Origin of the sequence: Paenibacillus sp. RC84, assembly GCF_041260495.1 — a bacterium.
Taxonomy (GTDB): domain Bacteria; phylum Bacillota; class Bacilli; order Paenibacillales; family NBRC-103111; genus Paenibacillus_F.
Map to the genome: position 1 here is coordinate 682807 of NZ_JBGBYL010000002.1, position 23953 is coordinate 706759.

General features: G+C 57.4%; 24 protein-coding genes. 16 read left to right on the forward strand and 8 right to left on the reverse strand.

Annotated elements, in window-relative coordinates; genetic code table 11:
- Window positions 1-94 precede the first annotated feature (94 nt).
- Genes ABH899_RS06905 through ABH899_RS06915 form a run of 3 tightly spaced genes read left to right on the forward strand, consistent with a single transcriptional unit; the run spans window position 95 to window position 1960 of the window.
- A complete protein-coding gene (locus ABH899_RS06905) occupies window positions 95-481 on the forward strand; it encodes a GntR family transcriptional regulator (RefSeq protein WP_009674777.1) in 387 nt (128 codons plus the stop codon).
- A complete protein-coding gene (locus ABH899_RS06910; RefSeq protein WP_369995064.1) occupies window positions 478-1353 on the forward strand; it encodes an ABC transporter ATP-binding protein in 876 nt (291 codons plus the stop codon). Before ABH899_RS06905 ends, ABH899_RS06910 begins: the two co-directional genes overlap by 4 nt.
- A complete protein-coding gene (locus tag ABH899_RS06915) occupies window positions 1337-1960 on the forward strand; it encodes an ABC-2 transporter permease (protein ID WP_369995066.1) in 624 nt (207 codons plus the stop codon). Before ABH899_RS06910 ends, ABH899_RS06915 begins: the two co-directional genes overlap by 17 nt.
- 65 nt (window positions 1961-2025) lie before the next feature.
- On the opposite strand, the gene ABH899_RS06920 is transcribed toward ABH899_RS06915, so the two are convergent.
- On the reverse strand, window positions 2026-2535 hold the full coding sequence (locus ABH899_RS06920) for a thioredoxin family protein (protein ID WP_369995067.1): 510 nt from the start codon (window positions 2533-2535) through the stop codon (window positions 2026-2028).
- 357 nt (window positions 2536-2892) lie between these two features.
- Here ABH899_RS06920 and ABH899_RS06925 point away from each other — a divergent pair, with 357 nt between their 5' ends.
- The 4 genes from ABH899_RS06925 (at window position 2893) to ABH899_RS06940 (ending at window position 7459) form a co-directional block, all read left to right on the forward strand.
- Entirely contained in the window at window positions 2893-3678 is a 786-nt protein-coding gene (locus ABH899_RS06925) for a pseudouridine synthase (protein ID WP_369995158.1), read from the forward strand.
- 124 nt (window positions 3679-3802) lie between these two features.
- Window positions 3803-4618 carry a Cof-type HAD-IIB family hydrolase gene (locus ABH899_RS06930; protein ID WP_218229565.1) on the forward strand — a complete coding sequence of 272 codons (816 nt, stop codon included), beginning with the start codon at window positions 3803-3805 and terminating at the stop codon, window positions 4616-4618.
- Window positions 4619-4675: 57 nt separating this feature from the next.
- A complete protein-coding gene (locus ABH899_RS06935) occupies window positions 4676-6196 on the forward strand; it encodes an MDR family MFS transporter (RefSeq protein WP_369995070.1) in 1521 nt (506 codons plus the stop codon).
- A 225-nt stretch (window positions 6197-6421) separates the two neighbouring features.
- Window positions 6422-7459 carry a hypothetical protein gene (locus tag ABH899_RS06940; RefSeq protein ID WP_369995071.1) on the forward strand — a complete coding sequence of 346 codons (1038 nt, stop codon included), beginning with the start codon at window positions 6422-6424 and terminating at the stop codon, window positions 7457-7459.
- Window positions 7460-7594: 135 nt separating this feature from the next.
- Here ABH899_RS06940 and trxA read toward each other — a convergent pair whose 3' ends face one another.
- Together trxA and ABH899_RS06950 are read right to left on the reverse strand one after the other, a co-directional pair.
- A complete protein-coding gene (gene trxA / locus ABH899_RS06945) occupies window positions 7595-7912 on the reverse strand; it encodes a thioredoxin (RefSeq protein ID WP_009674789.1) in 318 nt (105 codons plus the stop codon).
- 40 nt (window positions 7913-7952) lie between these two features.
- Window positions 7953-8585 (reverse strand): nitroreductase family protein, encoded by a 633-nt coding sequence (locus ABH899_RS06950; RefSeq protein ID WP_369995073.1) that lies wholly within the window; start codon window positions 8583-8585, stop codon window positions 7953-7955.
- 357 nt (window positions 8586-8942) lie between these two features.
- On the opposite strand from ABH899_RS06950, the gene ABH899_RS06955 reads away from it, so the two are divergent.
- Window positions 8943-9212 (forward strand): hypothetical protein, encoded by a 270-nt coding sequence (locus tag ABH899_RS06955; protein WP_009674730.1) that lies wholly within the window; start codon window positions 8943-8945, stop codon window positions 9210-9212.
- A 111-nt stretch (window positions 9213-9323) separates the two neighbouring features.
- On the opposite strand, the gene ABH899_RS06960 is transcribed toward ABH899_RS06955, so the two are convergent.
- Window positions 9324-9704: a helix-turn-helix domain-containing protein gene (locus ABH899_RS06960; protein WP_369995074.1), complete on the reverse strand. Its 381-nt coding sequence runs from the start codon at window positions 9702-9704 to the stop codon at window positions 9324-9326.
- Window positions 9705-9906: 202 nt separating this feature from the next.
- Entirely contained in the window at window positions 9907-10287 is a 381-nt protein-coding gene (locus ABH899_RS06965; protein ID WP_369995076.1) for a helix-turn-helix domain-containing protein, read from the reverse strand.
- Between the two features lie 184 nt (window positions 10288-10471).
- Here ABH899_RS06965 and ABH899_RS06970 point away from each other — a divergent pair, with 184 nt between their 5' ends.
- Window positions 10472-10678, forward strand: a complete 207-nt coding sequence (locus tag ABH899_RS06970; RefSeq protein ID WP_009674753.1) for a helix-turn-helix domain-containing protein — start codon at window positions 10472-10474, stop codon at window positions 10676-10678.
- A gap of 89 nt (window positions 10679-10767) precedes the next feature.
- Here ABH899_RS06970 and ABH899_RS06975 read toward each other — a convergent pair whose 3' ends face one another.
- The gene (locus tag ABH899_RS06975) at window positions 10768-11904 is read right to left on the reverse strand and encodes a GGDEF domain-containing protein (protein WP_369995077.1); all 1137 of its coding nucleotides are present in this window, start codon (window positions 11902-11904) and stop codon (window positions 10768-10770) included.
- A gap of 268 nt (window positions 11905-12172) precedes the next feature.
- Here ABH899_RS06975 and ABH899_RS06980 point away from each other — a divergent pair, with 268 nt between their 5' ends.
- The 3 genes from ABH899_RS06980 to ABH899_RS06990 are packed head-to-tail and all read left to right on the forward strand — an operon-like array spanning window position 12173 to window position 18145.
- Window positions 12173-13297, forward strand: a complete 1125-nt coding sequence (locus ABH899_RS06980) for a glycosyltransferase family 4 protein (protein WP_009674801.1) — start codon at window positions 12173-12175, stop codon at window positions 13295-13297.
- Between the two features lie 40 nt (window positions 13298-13337).
- On the forward strand, window positions 13338-14783 hold the full coding sequence (locus ABH899_RS06985) for a metallophosphoesterase family protein (RefSeq protein ID WP_369995080.1): 1446 nt from the start codon (window positions 13338-13340) through the stop codon (window positions 14781-14783).
- Window positions 14780-18145, forward strand: a complete 3366-nt coding sequence (locus tag ABH899_RS06990) for an AAA family ATPase (RefSeq protein ID WP_369995081.1) — start codon at window positions 14780-14782, stop codon at window positions 18143-18145. The genes ABH899_RS06985 and ABH899_RS06990 overlap by 4 nt, the downstream gene beginning before the upstream one ends.
- Before the next feature lie 215 nt (window positions 18146-18360).
- Here ABH899_RS06990 and pfkB read toward each other — a convergent pair whose 3' ends face one another.
- Both pfkB and fba read right to left on the reverse strand, forming a co-directional pair.
- Entirely contained in the window at window positions 18361-19290 is a 930-nt protein-coding gene (gene pfkB, locus ABH899_RS06995) for a 1-phosphofructokinase (protein ID WP_369995082.1), read from the reverse strand.
- 25 nt (window positions 19291-19315) lie between these two features.
- On the reverse strand, window positions 19316-20185 hold the full coding sequence (gene fba, locus ABH899_RS07000) for a class II fructose-1,6-bisphosphate aldolase (protein ID WP_369995084.1): 870 nt from the start codon (window positions 20183-20185) through the stop codon (window positions 19316-19318).
- 90 nt (window positions 20186-20275) lie between these two features.
- On the opposite strand from fba, the gene ABH899_RS07005 reads away from it, so the two are divergent.
- The 4 genes from ABH899_RS07005 to ABH899_RS07020 all read left to right on the forward strand — a co-directional run bounded on the left by ABH899_RS07005 (window position 20276) and on the right by ABH899_RS07020 (window position 23862).
- The gene (locus ABH899_RS07005) at window positions 20276-21334 is read left to right on the forward strand and encodes an SIS domain-containing protein (protein WP_369995085.1); all 1059 of its coding nucleotides are present in this window, start codon (window positions 20276-20278) and stop codon (window positions 21332-21334) included.
- A gap of 24 nt (window positions 21335-21358) precedes the next feature.
- Window positions 21359-22147 (forward strand): DeoR/GlpR family DNA-binding transcription regulator, encoded by a 789-nt coding sequence (locus ABH899_RS07010; RefSeq protein WP_009674761.1) that lies wholly within the window; start codon window positions 21359-21361, stop codon window positions 22145-22147.
- 18 nt (window positions 22148-22165) lie between these two features.
- Window positions 22166-23140 carry an ROK family protein gene (locus ABH899_RS07015; protein WP_009674768.1) on the forward strand — a complete coding sequence of 325 codons (975 nt, stop codon included), beginning with the start codon at window positions 22166-22168 and terminating at the stop codon, window positions 23138-23140.
- 203 nt (window positions 23141-23343) lie between these two features.
- Complete coding sequence (locus ABH899_RS07020; protein ID WP_369995087.1) at window positions 23344-23862, forward strand: hypothetical protein; 519 nt, start codon at window positions 23344-23346, stop codon at window positions 23860-23862.
- Window positions 23863-23953: the final 91 nt, after the last annotated feature.

The window sequence follows — 23953 nt, forward strand, 5'->3', positions numbered from 1 at the left end:
TTTTTTATGGGCAAAATCGGATTGACAACATTGTATATAGTGTATATAGTATGCATATACAATATGAACAAAGCTAACGCGAAGCGGGTGAACTATGAACATTATTCTTTCGCAGAGTTCAGGCGAGCCGATCTACGAGCAGATCAGACAGCAGATTCAGCGACAAATTCTGCAGGGAGAGCTGCTTCCGGGAGAAAGCCTGCCGTCGATCCGGCAGCTGGCCAAAGATCTGCAAATCAGCGTGATTACGACCAAGAGAGCTTACGAGGAGCTGGAGAAGGAAGGGCTGATCGACTCGGTCGTCGGCAAAGGCTCCTTCGTCTCCGGTCTGAATCGGGAATATATCCGGGAACAGCAGCTGAAGCAGTTTGAAGCGAAATTGTCGGAAGCCGTCCGGGAAGCCAGGCAGTTGGGAATAACCGTGGATGAAACGATCGAAACCGTCAAAGCGCTGTATGAAGAGGAGGAAGACATCCGATGAACGCCGTGGAATTTAAGCATATTTCCAAAGCCTATTCAAACTTCAACATTCAAGACCTGTCCTTTGCGGTTCCGAAAGGATACATTACAGGACTGATCGGTCCTAACGGTGCGGGCAAAAGCACCCTGATCAAAATTTTGCTCCATCTCGCTATTCCGGAGCAGGGGCGTGTCTTCATAGAAGGAATGGAGATGCCTCAGCGGGAGAAGGAAATCAAGGAAAGGATCGGTTTCGTGTCGGACGAAAGTCATTTCTACGAGCATTTGACTGTCCGCCAGACCGGAAGGCTGCTCGCTTCTTTTTACCGGAATTGGAACGAGGCGCAGTTTCAAACCTATCTGGAGCGCTTCGAGCTTCCGGCCGTGAAGAAGATTTCGGACTTATCCAAAGGCATGAAGATGAAATTCGGTCTGGCTGCGGCTCTGTCCCACGGGGCCAAACTCCTCGTGATGGACGAACCGACTGCAGGACTCGATCCCGTCTTCCGGCGCGAACTGCTCGATCTGCTGGCGGATTTGATGCAGGATGAGCAGCATACGATTCTGTTCTCCACTCACATTACGACGGACTTGGACCGCGTCGCGGATTACATCGCCTTCATGAACCGGGGAAAGCTCGTTTTCAGCGAGAGCAAGGAGAACGTTCAGGAACGGTACGCGATTGTCAAAGGCGGGACGGAGCTTCTGGATGCGGACATCCGCAAGCAGTTCGTTTCCGTCCGGGAAACGTCCGTAGGCTTCGAAGGCCTTGTTTACAACCGGCCGCAGGCCGAGAAGTTGTTCGGAGGCTATGCGGTCATCGAGCCCGCGACGCTGGAAGATATTATGGTCTATACGGTCAAAGGAGGGTACAGTCATGGTGGCACTGCTTAGCAAAGATTTTCGCGTGATGAGAAAAGAGCTCTGGTGGATGGCCATCTATGTGGTTTTCTTTGCCGTCTCTTTCTCCAACTCCCGGATGGGCGGAGTAGTGGTCCAGCTTGTTCCCTCCATCATGCTCTTATTTATTTCCGCGAATCATGACGTGAAGAACCGCAATTTCATCCTGCTGGGCAGCCTTCCCGTGCGGCGTTCGGACATCGTGGGCGCCAGGTATGTGAGCGTGCTCCTGTTCGGTGTACTGGGAACGGGGATCGGTTTTATCGTAAGCACAGTAACGTCGATGATACGAGGGACGGGCGGCGCGTCCGCCTTCTCCTGGGGAACCTCCGGGATTCTCGGCGTCATGCTGCTCGTGTATGCGGCGATTTACCTTCCGCTGCATTACTGGCTGGGAGACAAGTACCTGCAGGTTATCAGCGTTATCATGATGATTCTGCTGTTCGCGTCGACTTCCATGCTGGGCTTTCTTGTGGGCGCCACGGACAAATGGGGGCTTCCTTCCCCGACGGCAGTCGCGGTTATCGCGGCGGCGGGAGCTGCGGCATTTCTCGTTTCTTATCTGATTTCACTCGGAATCATGAAAAAGAAAGATTTTTGACCCGCAGTCACGGGGAGCGGGAATAAACCAAAGAAGCAGCGGATAAGCTCCGCTGCTTCTTTGGTTTATTTGCCATTATGCTTGAGGAAAAATTCTTCGAATTTCGCAGGCGTATTGCCTTCGGTTCCGCCGTTTTCCGGCACGCCGCCGACCATGCGTTCTACCTCTACGCCGTCTTTGTAGTATACGAGTGTAGGCGTGAATTCAATGTTGTATTTTTTCCAGCCGTCCTGGAATTCAAGCAGGTTAAACTGCTTCACGTCGATGCCAAGCTTTTTTTGCAGCGGGACAAGGACGGGCGTCGTTACTTTACAGTGCGGACAATCCGCGCCGTAGTAGTACAGGAAGAAGCTTTCTTTGTTCGCGATGCGTTTGTCAAGCTCTTCGGGTTTGATCAGATTCTGGTAGTTCGGGTCTTCGAGCAGTTTCTGCGTGGCCGGTTTCAGCTTGGAAGCCGATACGCCGTAAAGCTTGTTGGCCGCTTCGTCATTGCCCTTGTTGGAAGATTTCGTGACCACGAAGATCGCGGCGAAAAGGACAACGATAATGCCTAAATAAATCGCTAATTTTTTCATAATTCACTCCTTAAGTGGTTACTTGTTTAGCTAGAATAATTTCGAGACGAAAGAGCGCAAATCCTGCTTGTTCTTCGTGAAAAAGTGAGAAAATCGTGAAAGATTGCCTGTTTTTTTGTCAGACCGAAGGTGCAAGCAGGCACGGAATAGTCTATAATACGGGGAGCCGCACTAAATTCCGCCCGGTATGCTCTACACAAACGCTTCGACCGAAACCCCGATTCGCATAAAAGGCAGTCCACCTAACATGCCCTGGCCCCGGATCTCGGAGGCAAGAGGGCTTTTATTCATAGGGAGGAAAAGCAGGAAATAGAGGCAGGCTCCATAAAAGATTGGCCGGAAGGAGGCGGAAGCGCGATTAAAAGAAAAACACAACGGCTCGATAAGGTGCTCGCCCATCTCGGCTACGGTTCACGTTCCGATTTGAAAAAGACGGTCAAAAACGGCTTGATCGAAGTGAACGGCATCCGGGTCAAAGACAGCGGGATGCAGGTGAACCCGGAGCAGGACGAGATCACCGTAAGCGGAGAAAAGATCGTTTACCGGGAATTCGTCTACCTTCTTCTGAATAAACCGCAGGGCGTCGTTTCCGCTACGGAAGACAACCGGGACCGCACGGTCGTGGATCTGCTCGGCGAGGCTTATGCGCCCTTTGACGTATTTCCCGTCGGCAGGCTGGATAAAGATACGGAAGGGCTCCTGCTGCTTACGAACGACGGCAAGCTGGCCCACAATCTGCTTTCTCCGCGCAAGCATGTGCCGAAGACGTACTACGCCAAGGTGGAAGGCTTAGCCGGAGAAGCCGACAAGCAGGCGTTTGAAGCGGGCGTCGAGCTGGATGACGGGTACGTGACGATGCCGGCGCAGCTTCGCGTTCTGACATGCGATACAACCGCCGATCCGCCGCGTTCGGAGATTGAGCTGACCATCCAGGAAGGAAAGTTTCACCAAGTGAAACGGATGTTCCAGGCAGTCGGCAAGCGGGTCGTTTATTTGAAACGCGTCTCGATGGGACCGCTCCAACTGGACCCGGCTCTGGGACTGGGCGAATACCGGGAACTGACCCGGGAGGAACTGGAGCTGCTCCAGGGCAAGCCTTCTTTTGATTCTGGCCCCGATGTCGACAACGATTTACATAAGTGAGACGAAGCTTAGGCAGCGTACACAAGGCAATGCACAAGACAGTGCATAAGGCTGTGCACAGGACAGTGCATAAGGCAAGAGAGACAAAACCAGATCCTAACGGAGTGGAAAGGAGACCTGCCCCATGACTTACAAACTGATCGCCCTGGATGTTGACGGCACGCTTCTGAACGACGACTATCTCCTTACCGAACGGACCCGGGAAACCGTACGCCGTGTGCATGAGCAGGGAAGCTCTATCGTGCTCTGCACGGGCCGCGGGCCCGCAAGCGCCATTCCGGTTCTGGAGGAACTGGGACTGGAAGGAACGGTCATTACGCACAACGGCGGCGCCACCGTTCAGTCTCCCGGGCTGGAACTGATTCATCAGTATGCGTTCCGGGTGAGCCAAATCGCCGCTATGATCGCATACTGCCGCGAGCATGAGGTGCACTTCGACGTGTGCGCCCCGTTTGATATGTACCTGGAGCGTTTAACCGAGGTCGAACAGGCGATGTACAAGAAGTTTTTCGTCACTCCGCATCTCGTTGCGGATGTTACGGCTTTGACGGTCCCGCTCGTCAAGTTTACGCTTTACAGCGCGGACCCGGCCGTCATGGACACGGTGGAGCGGGACTGGTCGCTTTCCCGGCTGTACGGCGATCTCCGCATGATCCGCAGCGGGGATCATTTTATCGACGTGATGCACGCCGATGCCACGAAGGGCAACGCACTGCGCAGCTTATGCGCAAGTCTCGACGTCCGTCCGGACGAGGTGCTTGCCATCGGCAACTACTTCAACGACCTGGAGATGATCTCTTTCGCGGGTCTCGGAATCGCGATGGCCAATTCTCCGGCAGGCGTTCTGGAGCAGGCGGACCAAATAACCGCCTCCAACAATGAAGACGGCGTGGCGCAAGCGCTGGAAACGCACGTCTTGCAAACGGTCCGCCGGGATTGAGCGAATTGAACGGTCATCCCGTGCGGTCCCCTAAAAAAAGAAAAGGCGGTGCTGCCAATGGCTCGGTCCGGTAACACCGACAAAACGAAAGTCCTGCTGGCGATCATGGTCGTGACCTTCCTGTCTTCCATCGAAGGCACGATCGTGTCGACCGCCATTCCCCGCATCGTCGGCGATTTGGGCGGTCTGGACTTGATGAGCTGGGTCATATCCATTTACCTGCTCACCACGGCGGTTTCTACCCCGATATTCGGCAAGTTGTCCGATTTGTACGGACGCAAGAAAATTTTTATGATCGGAACCGGTTTGTTCCTGATCGGCTCGACCTTGTGCGGAATCGCGCAATCCATGGAAATGATGATCTTCTTCCGGGCGGTCCAGGGGATCGGCGCCGGCGCCATTCTTCCCGTTACGATGATTATCGTCGGAGACATTTACTCGTTCGAAGAACGCGCGAAAATCCAGGGCTGGATCAGCGGAATCTGGGGGCTTTCGGGCATTCTCGGGCCGCTGGCCGGCGGTCTGATGGTCGATTATGTGTCGTGGAGATGGATTTTCTATTTTAACATTCCGTTCGGCATTATCTCCATGCTGCTTATTTCCGCCTATCTGCACGAAAAGCTGGAGAAAACGAAGCGGCCGATCGATTATCCGGGCATTGTGACGTTCACGGTCAGCATGACGGCTCTGATCTATGCCCTGCTCAGCGGCGGGGTTCAGTATGCCTGGGGCTCGCCTGTCATTCTCGGTCTGCTGGTCGTCTCCGTCGTCTTCCTGTTTATTTTTATCGCCGTCGAAAAAAGATCGCCGGAGCCGATGCTGCCGCTTGACCTGTTCAAGGACCGGCTCCTTACGCTCATCAACTCGTCGGGCTTCATTCTCAGCGCCATCCTCGTGGCGGTCACGATCTATCTGCCGCTCTGGGTGCAGAGCGTGAACGGCGGCGGGGCGACCGGCTCGGGCTTCGCGCTGATTCCGCTCTCCATCTGCTGGACGGTCGGCGCTGCCCTGGCGGGAAGAGGCTTTGTCCGTCTCGGCGTAAGATCCGCCGTCCTCATCGGCGTGGGAGGAATTACGGCGGGTTCCGTCGCCTTGGCTCTAATGACGTCCGCAACCCCGGGGTGGGCGCTTGAAGTGTACACGGCGCTGTTCGGGATCGGCTTCGGCTTCGCCTTCACGGCGTACACGATCACGATGCAGTCCGCCGTAGGCTGGAAGCTGCGCGGAGCCGCCATGTCTTCGCATACGTTCATCCGTACGCTCGGCCAGACGCTGGGGATCGCGGTGTTCGGGATGCTGTACAACACCTCGCTGCATACATATCAGCAGGCTCATCCCGATCAGGTCGGAGGCATCGACCTCAACAAAGCGTTGGACGCCCACGGACGTTCCGCGTTCTCGCCGGAAACGATGGCAGGCATCCGCGAGCTGTTCGCGTTTAGTCTCAGCCGCATCTTCTGGTCTCTGCTCGTTCTTGCGGCCATCGGCATCGTGCTCACGTTGCTTCTGCCGAAACGGTTCAAGGTCGAAGAGGAGCCTGAGCTGGCGGCGGAACCGGAGCCGTCCCGGCAGTCCTGACGGATTGAACGCAGGCAATTAACGCTGCATCCATGAAAAAAAGCTTACCCGTCCGCATTTGCAGACTCCGGGTAAGCCTTTTTTTGTTATGGGCCCGCCTCCCGTTTGTCACATATTTTTCCGGCGATCCGGGTACGCTAGGAGCAGAATCTTCCGGGTAAGCATTTTTGGCCTGGCCAGAATGTGCTGCATCGTCCGGAAATACCGATAAGGGAGGCAGAGCAAATGGCCCAGCTAGTACTAAGACCCGACCTGAAAACGGCGGGCGGAGAAGTGACGGAAATCTTGGTGGACGGCCGTTTTGCCGGAATTATCAGTTTGGTGTACCGCGAAGGGGACCGGATGACCGGGGGCATTCAGCTTGAAGATGCCGTACTATCCCCTGCCGGCAAAAGAGAAGTGGACGCATTCGTGCGCAACCATATCCAATGGCTGGTCGATGCGATGAACATCCGGGAATGCGACGTTGTGCTGACGTATGGCAGCTATGACCATATCATCGGGACTCCGCTGCTTCCGGACGAATCCCCGGCGGTGGACTATGCGGACGATGAAACGACGGCGGAGTGGGTCGGTGACGAATCCGTATACGGAGACTACGAGGAAGATGAGCTCGATGACATCTCCATGGAAGAGGACGCTTACGACGCGGAACCGGATTACGAGCTGGTGCTTCTGGAGGATTCGCGCGGGCGGGTGGAGTACCAGCTTTTCGATCCGGGTTCCCGCCTGGTGGCGGAAGCGTCATGCCGGATCTACGGCAGCGAAGCCGTATGTATGCTCGACTGGGTATTCGACCCGCTTGAGGAAGAGATGGAGCTCGCATCGAACCTGATTGTCGCCGATTTTCAGGAAGAAGAGACCGAGAACTTTTTGTTCCACAGCCGTTTTGACGGGGAAATTGTGGATTCGATCGAAATCTCGCTGGAAGAGGCGGATGAGCTGAGCGAACTGGACAGCGGCGAAGAGGAGTACTCGGTCATTCTGGCAAGAGATGACGGCGATACGCTGACCTATGAGATTTACGAGCAGGAATACGGCGGTATTCCGATCGGAACGGCCACTATTGACGTAAGCGAGGATCAGTTGACCGGCTTTATCGACTTCCGCCAAACCGACGATTCCCGCCAGCGGCAGGAAATTGCCCGGCTGCTGATGGAGGAGCTGGACAAGGAGCAGGATTACGATTCGCTGCATCTGTCCATGCTTTACCGCAACAAGCTGATCGATGAACTGTTGTTCGAAAATGTTACGATTCAATAACACGATAAGGCGGAGCCGGAGCTCCGCGTTTTTTCCGTAAAAAAGAGCGGTCCGATTCGCCGGATGACGAAAAGGACCGCTCTTTTTGTTTTGTGCCGGGCTTTGGGGGAAAGGGACAGGGAAGTTTCCGGACAATTACTGGTTTTGGTTAACCAGTTCTTTCAGCGTCTGAAGCGATTGAACGCCTACCATCGTTTTGACTTCGCCGCCGTTTTTGAACAGCTTCAAAGTAGGAATGCTCATCACGCCGAACTTCGAGGCCGTTTCCGGATTGTCGTCGACGTTGATCTTGGCGATCGTTACCGCTTCGCCGGCTTCTTCCGTCAGCTGGTCCAGGATCGGGCTCTGCATTTTGCAGGGACCGCACCACGGCGCCCAGAAATCGACGAGAACAAGGTTGTTGTTATCCAGCGTTTCTTGGAAAGTTTGATCGGATACATTTAGCAAAGACATAGGAATCCCTCCGTGTGTGAAATTTTAGGGTAAGACCAGGTTAGAACGAATTTTTAACGATAGCCTGCTCCAGCGGGAAGCGGCCCGACGCATAAGCCGGTTTCGCCGCTTTGCCGACGGAGATCAGCAGAGTGGGAATGTAGCGCTCCGGAATATTGAATTCCTGCACGAGCGCGGCCGGATTGAAGCCGCCCATCGGGCACGTATCGTAGCCGAGCGCTTTCGCCGCGAGCATGAGCTGCATGGATGCGAACGAGGCGTTGCGGATCGCTTCATCGCGGGGAATGCTTCCGCCGCTTGCATAGGCGCCATTAATTTGCGACACGAGCGTGTCTTTGATTTCCGGCGTCAAGAACCCGCTCTCTACGGCAGCGCCGTAGATCGTCTCGGCGTTCAGGTTCGCCTGCAGGTCGCCCAGGACGGCGACGACAAAGGAGCTTTCCACGACCTGCTTCTGGTTGCTTGCGATGGGGAGCAGACGCTGCTTGGCGGCAGGGTCGTCGATCACGAGGAATTTCCAGTGCTGCAGATTCCAGGAGGACGGCGCCTGGTTAGCCGCGTTCAGGATAAGCTCCTTATGCTCCTCGGGAAACACAAAATCCGGATCGTACGATTTTACGGAGTGACGCTCCGCGATGACTTTCAGAGTTTCGGGAAAAAGCTGTTGGGTCATAAATATCCTCCTTTCGGCGGTTCGCAAAGTTATAGGTAATGTGTGCGGTTTTGCGGAAAACATGTCTCGTTTCCGGTAGTTCCGCGTAGTCAATTTTTTCAGGCCGAACGATTTCTCGGTCGTCGGGTAAAAAAAGCGGGCCGCCGGCCGTTCGGCAGAAAAGGGAGAACTCGGTCAGGCCCGCGGCAGAAGGACGGATATCCGGGCATAACGGATGCCGTCTGGGTGGACTAAACTGTAACTAAATAAGTTACGCTATATCTAGTATAATAAATATTACAGTTAAAACTGTCAAGAGTAACTTTTCACATTCGACAATTTCAGTCATAATCGGAAGTGGAAGGAAGTGGAACTTGAATGAGTGTCCTGCAAAATGAACTGACGCACCTTATCTTTCTGGCGGAGGTCGTAATCGCAAGCCGCAAAAAAGAAGTGATGGAAGATACGCTGCAGTGTCTGCTGTATATTATCAAGTCGCTGCCCGAAGTTGAAGTGCCGGACAGTGTTGCAGAACAGATCGCTCATTTGACGGAACGTATCGAAGAGAAGCTGCGGCAGGAGAATGAACGGATTCAGGAGATACAGGGAAACCTCGGCCGTCTGGCCAAACCGAATTCAATCGCGTAGCCGGCCCGGATTAACATACATCAAGAAACAACCCGCAGGGATGAGTCAGCTCCCGCGGGTTGTTCCGTTTGCTTATGTAAGGCAGGCTTACAGGGTGCCGGCCGGCCGTTCTTATTCGTTGCGGCTGTTCCGTTCTTTCCAGAAGAGGGCGCTGAGCATGCGCTCGACCCATTTTTTGTCCTGCTCCGTCAGTTCGATACCGTCGAAGATAAGTTCGTTGTCATGAAGAAACCGGCGCAAATTGACCGGAGCCTTGAGCTTGTCCCCGCCGCTCTCCGGTTCGTCTAAATATCCGGCGATTTTCATCAGTTCGGCGTAAGGGATGTTCAAGCCTTCGGACAGCTTCATCAGCACATCCGGAGACGGGATATTGCGGTTGCCGTTCTCAAGCTGGGAAATATAAGCGGCCGATACGCCGGAACGGTCTGCCAGTTCGCGGATCGTATAGCCTTTCAGCTTGCGGAGATCTTTGAGCTTGTCATAGAAATACATTGCAGCACCCGCATTTCTTGGTAAACATTAGTTAACATGTTTATCATAGCAGGGAATATGTGGTTTTTCAAAGGGGAACTTTGGCCGCGCGGCCAAAAAAGATTAACAGGCACGAGTAACAACCCGCAGGGATGAGTCAGCTCCCGCGGGTTGTTCCGTTTGCTTATGTAAGGCAGGATTGCAGGAGGGCGGCCGGCCGTTCTTATCCGTTGCGGCTGTTCCGTTCTTTCCAGAAGAGGGCGCTGAGCATGCGCTCGACCCATTCTTTGTCCTGCTCCGTCAGTTCCATGCCGTCGAAGATGAGATCGTTGTCATGAAGAAACCGGCGCAAATTGACCGGAGCCTTGGGCTTGTCCCCGTCGCTCTCCGGTTCGTCGAGATATCCGGCGATTTTCATCAGTTCGGCGTAAGGAATATTCAAGCCTTCGGACAGCTTCATCAGCACATCCGGAGACGGGATATTGCGGTTGCCGTTCTCAAGCTGGGAAATATAAGCGGCCGATACGCCGGAACGGTCTGCCAGTTCACGGATCGTGTAGCCTTTCAGCTTGCGGAGATCTTTGAGCTTGTCATAGAAATACATCGCAGCACCCGCATTTCTTGGTAAACATTAGTTAACATGCTTATCATAGCAGGGAAAATGTGGTTTTTCAATCGGGGGTAAAAGAAAGAAGAGATAACGTCAACTATAGTAAATATTTATGTTTACAATAGTAAATCATAATGCTACCATGGAATTAATTAGGAAATGGGGGCTATGATTTTTTATGAGGATTATCGCCAAATCGGAAGAATTCATCCGCAGAAGAATGACGCTGGGACTGACCCAGCGGGAGCTCGCCAGACAGACGGGATTAAGCCACGCTTACATCAGCTTGCTGGAGCGGTCGATGAAGTCGGTCGGTCCCGGGGCCGCGAAGCGTCTGAGCATCGTTCTCGGAAAGCAGGTCGAGGAGTTGTTCCACATTCAGTGAGCAAAAGGTGCGGTCCCGCCAGAGGCCGCGCCTTTTTGTCATCACTGCTGTGTAGTCATTTGCTGCCGGAAGACCGGGCAGGGGATAAGTCAAGCGCCGAATTTGACGACCTTGTTCTTCCCGGTTGTTTTGGCCTTGTACATCGCTTCGTCCGCCTGTTTGATCAGCTTGTCTCCCGTGAGGCCTTTCTTGTAGGTGCTGAAACCCATGCTGACGGTGACGATGGTTTCTTCTTCGATGCGCTTGCGTATTCTCTCCGCGAGCTCGGCGGGTTTGACATCGGGATCGGTAAGCAGAATGACCAGCTCCTCGCCGCCGTAACGCCCCACGATACCGCTTTCGTCCGCTTCCTGGCGCATGATGCTCGCCACCTGCTTGAGCATCTCGTCTCCCATGTGGTGGCCCTTGGTATCGTTGAGCTTTTTGAAATTGTCTATGTCGCTGAACAGGACCGAAACGTTCAAATTCAGCCGGATATACTGCGAAACTCTTTTATCGAAGTATTTGCGGTTATACACTTTGGTCAGGCCGTCGGTGATCGAGGACTGGTAAATCGCCTGCATGAGCTCGACTACCCGATCGAACAGCAGGAAGAAAAGAATCGTCGCATAGATGACCGGAATAAACCATTCCGCCAGCATCAGCCATTTCTGCTCCCCTTGAAACAGGTACAGATTGACCATATGTGCCGTTTGTCTGGCGAAATACAGCGTCATCACGGCCTGAAATTTACCTTGTTGTCCGATCAGAGGCGTAATGGTGTAAGCGCATAAAAAGATCAGCACGAACATGTACAGCTCCAGCGGCAAGTCGGCCAGCAGCGCAGCCTGCTCGGGACTTCCTCCGGACGGCGGGTAAAAATGAAAAGCGGAAACGCCCAGAGCGACCGCGATCAAGCCGTAAAAATATAAATAATGACGCCGCCGCGTCGGATTATACAGCTGATAAACGCCCAGATTGATCAGGACGAAGGTGACGGCCTGCAGCAGATCGTCCGCGAAGCCCGACATGCCCTGCAGCTGGCCCGAGGCCTGCCAGTAAAGCCGGAGAAGGTTATGCACGAGCATGAGGATGAGCGAGACGGTCATCGAGAGATAGCCTTTTTTTCTGCGTGTATAGTAAAGCCTTCCCGAGATGAAAATCATCAGGGCAAGAATGACTAGCATCATGGAGCTGGCCGTCTCCGGACCCCATGTTTCAATCGGATCGTTCCACAAGTTCAACATTCCTCCGAGGTTATCCGTTCCCTTTTGGGGGGCCGGACTCAAATGTACGTTCGCATTTTCAGGCGATTTCATTATAGCAAAATAGGGCGGGGACAAGAACAACTTTTTTCGGAAAAGTACCGGCAGACGGAAACGCCGTCCCCACCGGCAGGGACGTGTTCTCTTTTCTATTAGCCGGGCAGAAGGTACAATAAGAAGAGGCTGAGCGTATGATGCTGAAGCCGGATTTGCGCCGCGCAAGCGGACGGAGGATCAGGAGTGTGCACCGATGAACATTTTGCAAGCGTTATTCTTCCCCCCGGAGCAGCCGGGCGGGGTTTCTTCCATGGTCCCGTATATTACCGAAAAGTTTAATAAAAGAGGCTGGGACATGGAACTGTTTTCCCTTCCCAGAAGGGTCAGGGGCAAGGGAACCGAGCCCGTTACCTTCAATACGTTCGATTGGACCCGTTACGCGGGAAACCCGATCGTGGACAAATATATCCAAACCTACAAAGACTACGTATGGTGGACGAAGCTTCGTATCCGTAAGAGCTACGATCTGATTCACGCCCATCACCCGATTGCCGCGCTCGCGATCAAGGAAGTATTTCCCGATACGACGGTCATCGTAACCGTTCACTCCAGCTATGAGGGAGAGCTTCTGCTGAACGGAAAAATAGAGGAAGGCGGTCCCGAGCAGCTTTTTCTGACGTCGATTTACGGCGAAATGGAAGCGCGGCTGGATCAGATTTTAACGGTTTCGAACTCTTTCAAAGGATATATAAGCGAATTTATCCAGGACCCCGACCGGATCGGGGTTATCCCGAACGGCTACGACGAGAAGCGCTTCCGGCCGATTTCCCACGAGAACGAAGTGGCCCAGCTCATTACGGTGTGCCGCCTGGTTCCGGCGAAAGGGCTCGAAACGCTGCTTCAGGCCTGCGCGATGCTCAAAGAACGGGGACATCCTTTCGTCCTGCATATTATCGGCGACGGACCTTCCCGAACAGAGCTCGAGGAATTGGCGAAGGAGCTGAACTTATATGAGGAGATTATTTTTTACGGGTACATGCTGCACCCGGAGGAGTTTATGCCCTTCTTCGACGTTTTCGTCCTTCCTTCCAAAGCCGAGGCATTCGGCTCCGTATTTGCGGAGGCGGCTCTCTGCCTTCTGGCACTAGTAGGCACGAATGTCGGAGGGGTTGCGGAGCAGATCGAGAACGGACGCAACGGGCTGCTGGTCGAGCCGGGTGATGCGCCGGCGCTCAGCCAGGCGCTGGAGAAAGTCGTGGTCGATCCGACCTACCGGTATCAGTTGGCCCGTGCGGCTTCGGAGAAAGCGAAGAAATCGTACTCGCTCAACAGGGTCATCCGGCAGCTGCGCGGAGTGTACGAGAGGTACGGCAAATGAAGAGTTTCATCGCTTTAGGCCAAACGAAGGGGGTGAACGGATGAAGGCGCTGAAATTTCTGCATGCCGCCGACCTTCACCTCGACAGCCCGTTCAAAGGGATGAACGCGGTCCCCGAGCGGATCCGGGATGTAATCCGGGAATCGACCTTCGGAGCGTTAGGCCGGCTCGTCCGGCTGGCGGTCCGGGAGAAGGTCGATTTCGCTGTTTTCAGCGGCGATATCTATGACGCCGGCGACCGCTCGCTCCGGGCTCAGCTGCGCTTCCGCAGCGCCCTTGCCGAGCTGGACCGGGCGGGAATCCCCGCCCTGGTTATCCACGGCAATCACGATCCGCTGGACGGACGGGGAGCGGACCTGGAATGGCCGGCGGGAGCTTATGTATATCCGTCGGACAGGGTCGAGAAGGTTCGGATCGTGAAGGAAGACCGGGGGCTTATCGCCGAAGTTCACGGCATCTCGTACGCGTCCGCCGCCGTAACGGAGAACCTCGCCCTGCGTTTCCGGGGCGGGGACGCTTCGGTTTTCCAAGTGGCTCTGCTTCACACGAATGTCGACGGACGCCCGGGATACGACAACTATGCCCCCTGCAGCAAATCGGATCTTATGGGGCGGGGAATCGACTATTGGGCCCTAGGCCACATACATACAAGAGAAATCGTCATGGATCAGAAACCCGCCGCCGTGTACCCCGGTAACATACAGGGCAGAAGCATAAGGGAGTGCGGCCCGCGCGGGTGCTACATCGTGGCTGTGGATGAGAACGGGAGCACCGCGCTGGATTTTCACGCCCTGGACGGGGTGCGCTGGCAGCAGGAGACTCTTTCTATCGCGGGCATCGGCACGGAACAGGAACTGCAGGAAAGCCTGCAGGATCTGCTGGCCCGGCTAAGGGAGAAAGCCGAAGGCAGGCCGACCGTCGCCCGGATCTTCCTGGAAGGCCGGGGACCGCTTCATTTGAAGCTGCAGACTGGGAGTACCCTTTCCGACCTGCTCCGTGAGCTGCGCGAGAGCGAGCTGCTGGCTCTGGCGGGACGTTCGGCTGCCGGATACGACAGGGGCGGCACCGGTGCAGGCGCCGAACATACGCAAGCTCCCCATTCGGTAAACGACAATAAGGAAGAGGGGACGGGCTCTTACCCCAAGGCTCCCCCCTCAGGCGGCGTCTTCCGCAGTGCGGCGGACGTTTCGTTCGTCTGGATCGAATCCATAGAAGCCCGGACGGGGCAGGATATCGACTTTGAACTGCTTCTCCGGGAGGAAAGCTTCATAGGCGACCTCCTCCGGCTGGCGGAAGAACTGGCTGCGGATGAAGGGAAGCTGCGAGAATTCGCCGATGAGGCGCTCGGTTCCCTCCTTGCCCAGAACGGAGCTTCCAGGCTGTTCGGAGGAGCGGACGGGCTTCTCGAAGACACGGGAGATTGGCTGGAGGCGGCGCGTGAACTCGCCGTCGATCAGCTGATGCCGGACGGGAGGCGGGGCAAATGATCATCCGCGAAATAAGAGTCCGGGGGTTCGGTTCCCTGCAGAACCGGACTTACCGGTTCGAATCGCCCGTTACCGTGCTGTACGGCCCCAATGAGGCGGGCAAAAGTACCCTGCTCGGTTTTATCCGCGCCGTCCTGTTCGGGTTTCCGACGCGGGCGCAGGCCCCCGACAGGTATGAGCCCGATGGCGGGGGATCGCACGGCGGCGCGCTGCTGCTGGAGGACAAGCAGGGCCGGACCGTCCTGATCGAACGCTACGCGGATCACGGCGGTCCCGGACGTCCCCCCGCAGCCGGCTCCGTTAAAGTAACGCTCGAAGGAGGCGCGGAAGGCGGTGAAGAACTGCTCCGTCATCTGCTCGGAGGACTGTCCGCGGAGCTTTTTCGGAGCTTGTTCGCCTTCGGGCTGGGCGAGCTTCAGGAGCTGCGGACCCTGCAGGGGGACGACATCGGCGGCTACCTCTACGGAGCGGGCTTCGGCGTGAGCGGAAGCGCCGTAGTGGAAGCGGAGCGCAAGCTTGCCTCAAGAGCGGATGCTTTGTTCCGGCCAAGGGGACGGACCCAGGAGCTGAACCGCAGCATCCGGGCCTATGAAGAACTCCGTTCCAGCCGGAACCGTTCCGCCGACGAGATCAGCCGGTACGAAGAGGCGACGGCGGAGTGGAAGCGGCTTGGAGAGCGGCTGAACGAGCTGGATGCCGCGCGGACGGAGACGACCGCCGAGCTGGAATGGACCCGGCGCTGCGGGAAGGCCTTCGAGCCGTGGCTGAAACTGCGGCGGATTCAGGCGGAAATAGCGGAAATCCCGGAAATTCCCGGATTTCCGCTGCATGCCGCCGAGCGATATGAAGCCATCCGTCAGGAACGGGACGATTTCGAGAATGAGCGGCGTCAATACGAGGAAGAGAGCGCCGCGCTTCTGCGGGCGGTCGAAGCCCTGCCCGTCCGCGAAGAGCTGCTCGAAGGCGCGGCCGAACTCGCCGCCCTTGAAGAGGAAGCGGGGGCGTACCGCAGCGGGCAGCTTGCGGCGGCCTCCGCGGAGACGGAGAAAGCTCAGCTGAACGAAGCGCTGGCGGCTCTCTTGCGGCAGCTCGACGAGCAGTGGACGCGGCAGGATCTGGCCGATTTCCCCGTTTCGGTCGGCATGAAAGAGCAGATCCGGGAAGCACGGGATTCCTTCGCGAAATGGGACGGAGAGAGGGCGCTGCTCGACAGCGAGCTGAGCCGGGTATTTGGCCGTCTGGAGGAACAGCAGAGCGAGCTCGCCGAGCGCCAGCTCGAATGGAGCGAATGGCTGACGCTGTCGGGGCTCCGGGAAGATGCGCCGGGTGCGCGGACAGCCGCCGAATCGGGTCTGCTTCGGCGGTTATCTTCCGATTACGCGCAGTGGAGACTGCTGAAGAGCGAGGAAGAACAGAGAGACCGGATCCGGGAGGAAGAACGCCGCAGGCAGGAGGAATTCGAAGCCTGGTCGGACCAAAGGCGGAGCGACTCCGACCGTACAAGGAAGAAGACCGCTTACGCTGCGGGAGCGATCGCGGTTCTTCTGCCGGCGGCGCTGCTCTTAAGCGGTCAGGCGGCTGCGGCTGCGGCCGTATTTGTTGTGCTGGCGGTGGGTACGGCCTGGCTGATATTCGGTTCTCCGGATAGAGCCCGGGGAAACAGGCACAGCCGGGGTCCCCTGATGCCGGAAGCCCGGACGGAGGGGAGAGGGCGTGCCCGCCGTGGAAGAGCGGCCTCCTCCGGTGATTGGTTGTCTGCTGCCGCGCAATCGGGCGAAGCGGATCACCGGGCAGACGGAGAGGATGCCGGGCTGGAGGCAGACAAGGCGGCTCTCCGGCAGCGGCTTCAGCAGAATCTGGCGCTTCTTCTGAGCAGCCGCGGAGCGGGAAGCCGTGAAGCGGCCGCCGCCCGCGCGAACGGCTCTTCCGATGAAACCTCCGCTCCCGGACGCATGCCTCTGCCGTCTTGGCCGGAGACGCTGAGCTGGCTGGAGCGGGAGCTGGAAAGCTGGCTGACCGGCACCGATTTGTGGGCGCAGCACCGCTCCGAATTGGAGCGGCGGAGGGCCAAGCTTGAAGAACTGAAGCAGAGCATTCAGTCGCTGGAGAAGCAGCAGGCGGCGGTTTCCTCCCGGATGCGTTCGCTGGAAGAACGCGCTGCGTCCGGTCAGGAGCGCTGGAGCGCCTGGCTTCGCGAACGCAAGCTGAGGCCGCACCTGTCTCCCGAAGCGGCGCTGGAATCGCTGCAGCTGATCGCCCGCGGGCATGACCTGCTTCAGCGCCTTGCCGGCTGCGAGTCCAAGCTGGCCTCCCTGCAGGCCTCTTCCGCCGCGTTCGAAGCGCGGACGGTCCGGCTGCTGGGCGAAGCCGAAGCGGCGGACCCGCTGCCGGGACTCCGGCGCCGCGCCGAGCGGCTTGCGGAGCAGCAGGGGCTGCTCGCACGGCGCGAGCGCCTTGCGGCCGAAGCCGCGGAGGCCCGGCGCCGGGAGACGGCTGCCGCGCAGAAGGCGCGTCAAGCGGCGGAGCGCCTGCAAGTGCTTCTGAGCGAGGCGCAGGCCGCCGGCGAAGAGGAGCTTCTCCGGCAGGCGGCTCTCCAGGAGCGCCTTGCCCAGCTCGCGGCCGAAGCGCGGCTCCTCTCCGGCGCGCTGGATGCGCATGCCGGCGTCGCTCGGCGTGAGCGGCTCGACGCGGCGCTGTCCGGCGCCGACGAGGGGAGCCTCGCTTCGCGCGAGGAGGAGCTCGCAGGCAGCCTAAGCGGCCTGGAGGCCGAGGCGAACCGCTTGCGCGACAGGCGCGGCCGCCTGGCCGGCGAGCTGGAGAAGCTCGAAGGCGGGAGCGAGCGCGGCGAGCTGCTCCAGCGCACCGAGGAGCAGCTCGCCGAGGTGCGCGAGCTCGGCGGCAAATACGCGGTGCTCGCGATGGCCGCCCTGCTCGTGAAGCGGACGCGCGAGCGCTGTGAACGCGAACGCCAGCCGGGCGTGCTCCGCCGCGCTTCGGCCTGCTTTGCGGCCATGACGGGCGGCCGGTTTACGCAGGTGGTCGCGCCGTTCGGGCAGCAGCGGCTTTATGCCGTCCGGTCGGACGGACGCCAGGTGGACTCATCGAGACTGAGCCGCGGAACCGCGGAGCAGCTTTACTTGTCGATGAGATTCGCGCTCGTTGAAGAATTTACCGGCGGAGCTTCCCTGCCGCTCGTTTTTGACGATATATTCGTCAATTTCGATAGAGAGCGGATGGAAGGGGCGCTGCGGATTATCGGGCAGCTCGGCGGAAAGCGGCAGGTTCTACTGTTTACTTGTCACGAGCATGTAAGAGATGCGGTGACAGGGATTTCTCCCGCAGCAGGCGTGCTCCATGTTTAATAGACAGTCCAAAGACCCTCCTTATTAAAGGAAGGGTCTTTTGGCGTTCATCGTATAGGTCCTTATAAGAAAATGTTCTATAAAACAGGCATGTTCTCCGCGTTGCAAGAGAACATGCCTGTTTTTTGCGAGTGCGACGGTGCCGTGTGTTCCGGCGCCAAGCATGAAGACTCGGTCTCCCGTCGTCCATCGTCTTTTCGTCGATCCCGCCCGTGTCAGTAATCCGTCACGGTGACGGACCGGAAGATCCGCTCGACATCTTCAGCGGCGACGACCCCCGCCTGCATCTGCAGGGCGTTGGCGCTCCCGCATGCCGCGCCGAAGCGGGCCGCGTCCTCGTCGGTGCTTCCCCGGCGCAGAGCCGTGACCATGCCGGCCACCATCGCGTCGCCGCTGCCGACCGGGTTCACGGCCCGGATCGCCGGGATGGCGACCCGCCGTACGCGGCCGCTGCTGCCCGCGAGGGCTCCCCGCGCGCCGAGCGAGACGACGACGTGCCGGATTCCGCGCTGCATCAGTTCCCGGATGCAGGCGGCCAGATCGTCGTCGGAGGAGGCGGGCCTGCCGAGCAGGCGCACGATTTCATGCTCATTGGGCTTAATGAGCAGAGGCTTCGCTTCGAGCCCGGCAGCAAGAGCGTCGCCGCTCGCGTCCAGGACGGCCTCGGCGCCGGCTTCTTTTGCGAGCGTGATCAGCTCCGCATAGAGCGAGGGAGGGCAGCCGAGCGGCAGGCTGCCGGAGAAGCACACATGCGTGGACCTGCCCGCGAGCGCCTTCACCTTCTCCTTCAGGGTAAGAAGGGAGTTTTCCGCGATGGCGGGTCCGGGCTCCAGCAGCTCCGTCTGCGTGCCGTTGTCCGCATCCAGAACGGTCAGGCAGAGGCGGGATTCTCCCGGGACTTCCGTGAAGTCATGGGGAATGCCCTCCGTGTCCAGACCGCTGCGGATAAACTGTCCGTTGAAGCCCGCCACGAAGCCGGCGGCCGTAACGGGCTCGCCGAGCAGACGGGCCACCCGGGCGACATTGATCCCTTTGCCGCCGGGTACGGCGATCATGTCCGTTACGCGGGAAACCCGGTCCATTTCGAAGCTTTTTACGCGGTACGTTTTGTCGATTGCCGCATTGAGGGTCACGGTGGTAATCATCCGGGTTCTCCTGTCTTGACTGAAATTAAATGAAATCTTTGGCGCGGCCTACGCAGCCGGTAAGCCGCATTTTCGCCTGGGCCAGCTCTTTAACGGCGGCCTTGGCCGGAACCATATATTTGCGCGGGTCGTTTTCATCCGGGTTCGCTTGGAACACTTTCTTGATGGCATCGGAGAAGGCGATGCGCAGCTCCGTGGCGACATTCATCTTGGCCATGCCGAGCGATACGCAGCGTTTGACCTGTTCTTCCGGTATGCCGGAGCCGCCGTGCAGAACAAGGGGGAGGCTCACTTTGCGGTAGATTTCTTCCAGCTTGCCGAAAGCGATTCTCGGTTCGCCCTTGTATATGCCGTGAGCCGTTCCGATGGCCGGGGCAAGCGTCGGCACACCGGTAAGCTCCACGAAGCGGACGCATTCGTCCGGATCGGCGAGGAGCGCATCCTCGTCGGCTACGACGATGTCGTCTTCGACGCCGCCCACTTTGCCGAGTTCCGCTTCCACGTTCACGCCGGCTGCACGGGCGACTTTCACGACTTCCTGCGTCTGCCGGACGTTCTCTTCGAACGGATGCATGGAAGCGTCAATCATGACCGATGTATAGCCTTCCCGGATGCATTGTACGATAAGCCCGTAATCCGTGCAATGATCGAGATGAAGCGCGATCGGAACGGAAGACCGTTTGGCGGCAGCTGCTGCGGCCGCAACGATATAGTCGGGTCCCAGGTGTTTCACCGTTCCGACGGTAGTTTGCAGAATCAGAGGAGCCTGAAGTTCCTCGGCCGCCTCGACGACGGCTTGCAGCATTTCCAGCGTATGCACGTTAAAGGCCGTGATGCCGTAGCCGTTCTGACGAGCCGCTTGAAGCAGGTGTGTAGAAGAAATCAAATGAGCCATTTGAAAAACCCCCTCGTATAAAATGATTGAAACGATCAAAATAATGATTTATAATGTCATTAAGTTGATTATAAGGGAGGAAATTAGAAGATGTCAAACGTTCAAGGCCAATTAACGTATACCGAAATCAGTGCCCAGTCCGCCGCTCTGCAGGCCGCATGGGATCAGCTTCAGAAGCAGTCCGACTGGGTGAACCGTTATATAGGAAACGATCAATACGAGGAAGTCGTTTTTATCGGATCGGGCTCTTCCTACTACCAGTCGATCACGATGGCGGCGACATTCCGCAAATGGACCGGACGCAGCGCATCCGCGCAGCCTTCCTCCGATATTTTCCTGCTGCGCGACGCCACACTTCCGAGAGGGAAGAAGCTTCTGATTGTAGGCGTGTCGCGTTCGGGTGAATCCCACGAGGTGCTTCTTGCGCTTGATTCCGTCAAAAATGCGGCTCATATCGATACGTGCGGCATCACCTGCCACGAGACGAGCAAATTGTTCGGGATGACGGAATGTCTGCTTTCGCCGCTGGGCAAAGAGAAGAGCACGGTGATGAGCAAATCGCTCAGCTCCATGACCTTTATGATGCAGGCCGCAATCGCTATGGCGGCGGGCGGCGAGGCATACTTACAAGAGCTTAAAACTGTGTTAGAATTAGACGAAGAACTGGTCAAAGCCTCGGATACGAGCATCAAAGAATGGGTGTCGGCGCACAACTTCAACAAAACGGTCTATCTCGGACTCGGCGCACTCGGAGGTTTGGCGCTGGAAGCCTGCCTCAAGCTGAAGGAAATGACGTATACGTGGACGGAAGCGTACGGCACGCTTGAGTTCAGACACGGTCCCAAATCCATCGTCGACTCGGGTACGCTTGTCTGCTTCCTGCTTTCGCAGTCCGCTCGCGATTATGAGCTGAAGGTAGCCAGAGAGCTGAAGGAATACGGGGCGACGATCCTCCTTCTGACCGCGGAGCGCGGGGAAGACACGGAGTTTGCGGATCTGGTTCTGGAACTCGGCGGAGCCGCGCTCAGCGATGAAGCGCGCAGCGTATTGTATTTGCCCGCTGTCCAGTACAACGGCTATTACAACGCGATAAAGCGCGGGCTGAATCCGGACGATCCGCGCAACCTGACTCAGTTCGTCGAAATTTAACCTTGTGACGGAGTGAAAGTTGAAATGAATGACACGACTCCTTCCAAAGGAGATCTCAGGCGCCAGCAGATTATGACGATCCTCAAGCAGCAGGGGCGCATTACCATTGGGGAGATCATCGAGCATTTTCAATGTTCGGAAGCGACGGCAAGACGCGATTTGGACCTTCTGGAGAAAAAAGGCGAGGTTGTCCGCACCATCGGCGGGGCCCTGTTCGAAGGCCTCACGGCTGTCCGCGAAACCTCGTTCGCCGAGAAGAAGCAGCAGCTCTGGCTGGAGAAAGAAGCGATCGCCCGCAGGGCGGCCGGCCTTATCGAGGAAGGGGACAGCGTCTGCCTGACGGGCGGCACGACAACCTTCCTCATCGCCCGCGAACTGAAGCAGCGCCAGGGGATTACGGTCGTGACCAATGCCGTGAATATCGCCATGGAACTGGCCGACAGCGAAGGCCTGCAGGTGGTCGTCGTCGGCGGCGTCATGCGCAGCAAGAGCTTCGAGCTCAGCGGGCCGCTGGCCGAGAAGACGATCGAGCATCTCAACATCGAGAAGCTCTTTCTCGGAGTGGACGGTGTTTCCGCGGACAAAGGCATCACGACGTTTTCGGAGCTCGAAGCCCAGACCGCCCGTCTGTTGATAAGCCGCACCCAGCATACGATAGCAGTGTTTGACCATACCAAGGTGGGGAAAGCCTCCTTGTTCTCCATAGCTCCGCTTGCGGACGTAAACGTGTGTGTGACAGACGCGAGGTTGGAACCCGACATGGAGAAGGTTCTTGAGCAGCACGGCATTACCACTTTGTATGCGAACGCATAAGGGAAAGGACGGACGGGAATGAGCTTTTTCGTCGGCGTGGATCTCGGAGGAACGAATATTGTATGCGGGTTGTTGGATGAGGAATTCAATGTCCTGGTCAAAAGCAAACAGCCTACGGAAGCGGCCAAAGGCAGCGACTATGTGCTGGAAAAGATTGCGGTTATGGTGGAAACGATGCTCAGGGAGCAGAATATTGCGCCCGGGCAGCTGAAAGCGGTAGGAATCGGAACGCCGGGCTTTATCGACCCGGTTCGCGGAGTGTGCGTGTTCGCCAGCAACCTCCGCTGGAACGAGGTGCCGGTATCCGACCAGCTCGGAGCAAGACTGGGCGTACCGGTCTTCATTGACAACGACGTCCGTATGTATGTCTACGGCGAAGCCATGAAGGGACCGGGCCGCGGGTACGAGCATGTGCTCGGGATTACGCTCGGGACCGGCATGTCGGCCGGACTGGTCAATAACGGCCAGCTGTATTACGGCGGCGGCTTCATGGCCGGCGAAATCGGTCATATCCGCGTCGACGATGCGGAAACGACGCCATGCGGCTGCGGACTCGTCGGCTGTCTCGAAACGATCGCATCCGCGACGGGGATCGTCCGCCAGGTCAAGGAAGCGCTTGCGGCAGGACGCGAGAGCATCCTGGGCCAGTGGTTCCCCGGAGAAGAAGCGGCCTCCGTTACGGCTGCGGATGTTTCCCGCGCGTATGACGAAGGCGACCGGCTGGCGATCGAAGTCATGAACCATACGGGCAAGCTGCTGGGCCGCGGGCTCTCGTATGCCGTAACCATGTACAGCCCGGACGCGCTGATTATCGGCGGCGGAGCCTCCCTGGCCGGCGAGCGGCTGTTCAAGCCTATGCGCGAAGAACTGCAGAAGTCGGTTTACAAAGGATATTGGGAGCGCCTCACCATCCACCCCGGCACCCTTATCGACGACGGCGGCGTAATCGGCAGCGCGGCATTTGCCGCAAACCGTGCGGCCGGGATCGTATAAGCCTTTTTTCGGAACCTTTCTAGGCTTATCTAGGTATAAAGTCATTATTTTTGCATGTAAAAAACAGGAAAGACCTTTCCCTATGTCGAATAGGACGGAAAGGTCTTTTTTTTGGCTGTAAAGCACAACTTGTCCGGCGTAACAGTCGTCTAATAGAAGACCGGGGACAAAAGAGGTTCTACAGGAACTGGGGGGACAGACATTTGTCTGAGAAAAAACCGGCAAAACCCGGAGACCGGGAGATTACCTATCAAGTCGGGCGTCGCAAAGGCCGTATCCGCACGGCAAAAGCGAAGGCCCCCGCGCAGGACGAGAAGCTTCCGGAACCGAAGCGGGAGCCTGTCAAATCGAAAAAATCTGCATCGGAACGAAAAAAAGCGAAGACAGAGGCCGAGCGTGCGTACTCCCGATCCCGGCAGGTTGAAGGGATGGAGGCCGCAAAATCGTCTGAGTATATAGAACATCCAAGCAATCCTTCTCCTGCGGCTGGTTCCGGCGAAAGCGCGAATCGGGCCCCAGACCCGCCAGACCCTGCCGTTCGGACGAACCCGGAAGAGAAAGCGACACCCATTTCCGGGGAAAGCAGCCGCCTTATGGAGCTGCTGTGGCGGTCATCACCGCTGCCCGGTTGGCGGGCGGCGACAATGATAACCTGGGTACTGTCTGCCGCGGCAGCGGCGTGTACCCTCTGGGTCGTGTCCAGGCTCTTAACATTCGGCTGACAGCCTTGCGCAAGGGAGAGGATTTCCATTCAACTGTTTACAATTCTGGCCGTTTTTACAGCCTTTTTCGGGCTTCTTGTAACCGCCGCTT

Bases quoted from the DNA above. Each gene is read 5' to 3' on its own strand.
- ABH899_RS06905 (WP_009674777.1), top strand. From the start codon at position 95: ATGAACATTATTCTTTCGCAGAGTTCAGGCGAGCCGATCTACGAGCAG.
- ABH899_RS06910 (WP_369995064.1), top strand. From the start codon at position 478: ATGAACGCCGTGGAATTTAAGCATATTTCCAAAGCCTATTCAAACTTC.
- ABH899_RS06915 (WP_369995066.1), top strand. From the start codon at position 1,337: ATGGTGGCACTGCTTAGCAAAGATTTTCGCGTGATGAGAAAAGAGCTC.
- ABH899_RS06920 (WP_369995067.1), bottom strand. From the start codon at position 2,535: ATGAAAAAATTAGCGATTTATTTAGGCATTATCGTTGTCCTTTTCGCC.
- ABH899_RS06930 (WP_218229565.1), top strand. From the start codon at position 3,803: ATGACTTACAAACTGATCGCCCTGGATGTTGACGGCACGCTTCTGAAC.
- ABH899_RS06935 (WP_369995070.1), top strand. From the start codon at position 4,676: ATGGCTCGGTCCGGTAACACCGACAAAACGAAAGTCCTGCTGGCGATC.
- ABH899_RS06940 (WP_369995071.1), top strand. From the start codon at position 6,422: ATGGCCCAGCTAGTACTAAGACCCGACCTGAAAACGGCGGGCGGAGAA.
- trxA (WP_009674789.1), bottom strand. From the start codon at position 7,912: ATGTCTTTGCTAAATGTATCCGATCAAACTTTCCAAGAAACGCTGGAT.
- ABH899_RS06950 (WP_369995073.1), bottom strand. From the start codon at position 8,585: ATGACCCAACAGCTTTTTCCCGAAACTCTGAAAGTCATCGCGGAGCGT.
- ABH899_RS06955 (WP_009674730.1), top strand. From the start codon at position 8,943: ATGAGTGTCCTGCAAAATGAACTGACGCACCTTATCTTTCTGGCGGAG.
- ABH899_RS06960 (WP_369995074.1), bottom strand. From the start codon at position 9,704: ATGTATTTCTATGACAAGCTCAAAGATCTCCGCAAGCTGAAAGGCTAT.
- ABH899_RS06965 (WP_369995076.1), bottom strand. From the start codon at position 10,287: ATGTATTTCTATGACAAGCTCAAAGATCTCCGCAAGCTGAAAGGCTAC.
- ABH899_RS06970 (WP_009674753.1), top strand. From the start codon at position 10,472: ATGAGGATTATCGCCAAATCGGAAGAATTCATCCGCAGAAGAATGACG.
- ABH899_RS06975 (WP_369995077.1), bottom strand. From the start codon at position 11,904: ATGTTGAACTTGTGGAACGATCCGATTGAAACATGGGGTCCGGAGACG.
- ABH899_RS06980 (WP_009674801.1), top strand. From the start codon at position 12,173: ATGAACATTTTGCAAGCGTTATTCTTCCCCCCGGAGCAGCCGGGCGGG.
- ABH899_RS06985 (WP_369995080.1), top strand. From the start codon at position 13,338: ATGAAGGCGCTGAAATTTCTGCATGCCGCCGACCTTCACCTCGACAGC.
- ABH899_RS06990 (WP_369995081.1), top strand. From the start codon at position 14,780: ATGATCATCCGCGAAATAAGAGTCCGGGGGTTCGGTTCCCTGCAGAAC.
- pfkB (WP_369995082.1), bottom strand. From the start codon at position 19,290: ATGATTACCACCGTGACCCTCAATGCGGCAATCGACAAAACGTACCGC.
- fba (WP_369995084.1), bottom strand. From the start codon at position 20,185: ATGGCTCATTTGATTTCTTCTACACACCTGCTTCAAGCGGCTCGTCAG.
- ABH899_RS07005 (WP_369995085.1), top strand. From the start codon at position 20,276: ATGTCAAACGTTCAAGGCCAATTAACGTATACCGAAATCAGTGCCCAG.
- ABH899_RS07010 (WP_009674761.1), top strand. From the start codon at position 21,359: ATGAATGACACGACTCCTTCCAAAGGAGATCTCAGGCGCCAGCAGATT.
- ABH899_RS07015 (WP_009674768.1), top strand. From the start codon at position 22,166: ATGAGCTTTTTCGTCGGCGTGGATCTCGGAGGAACGAATATTGTATGC.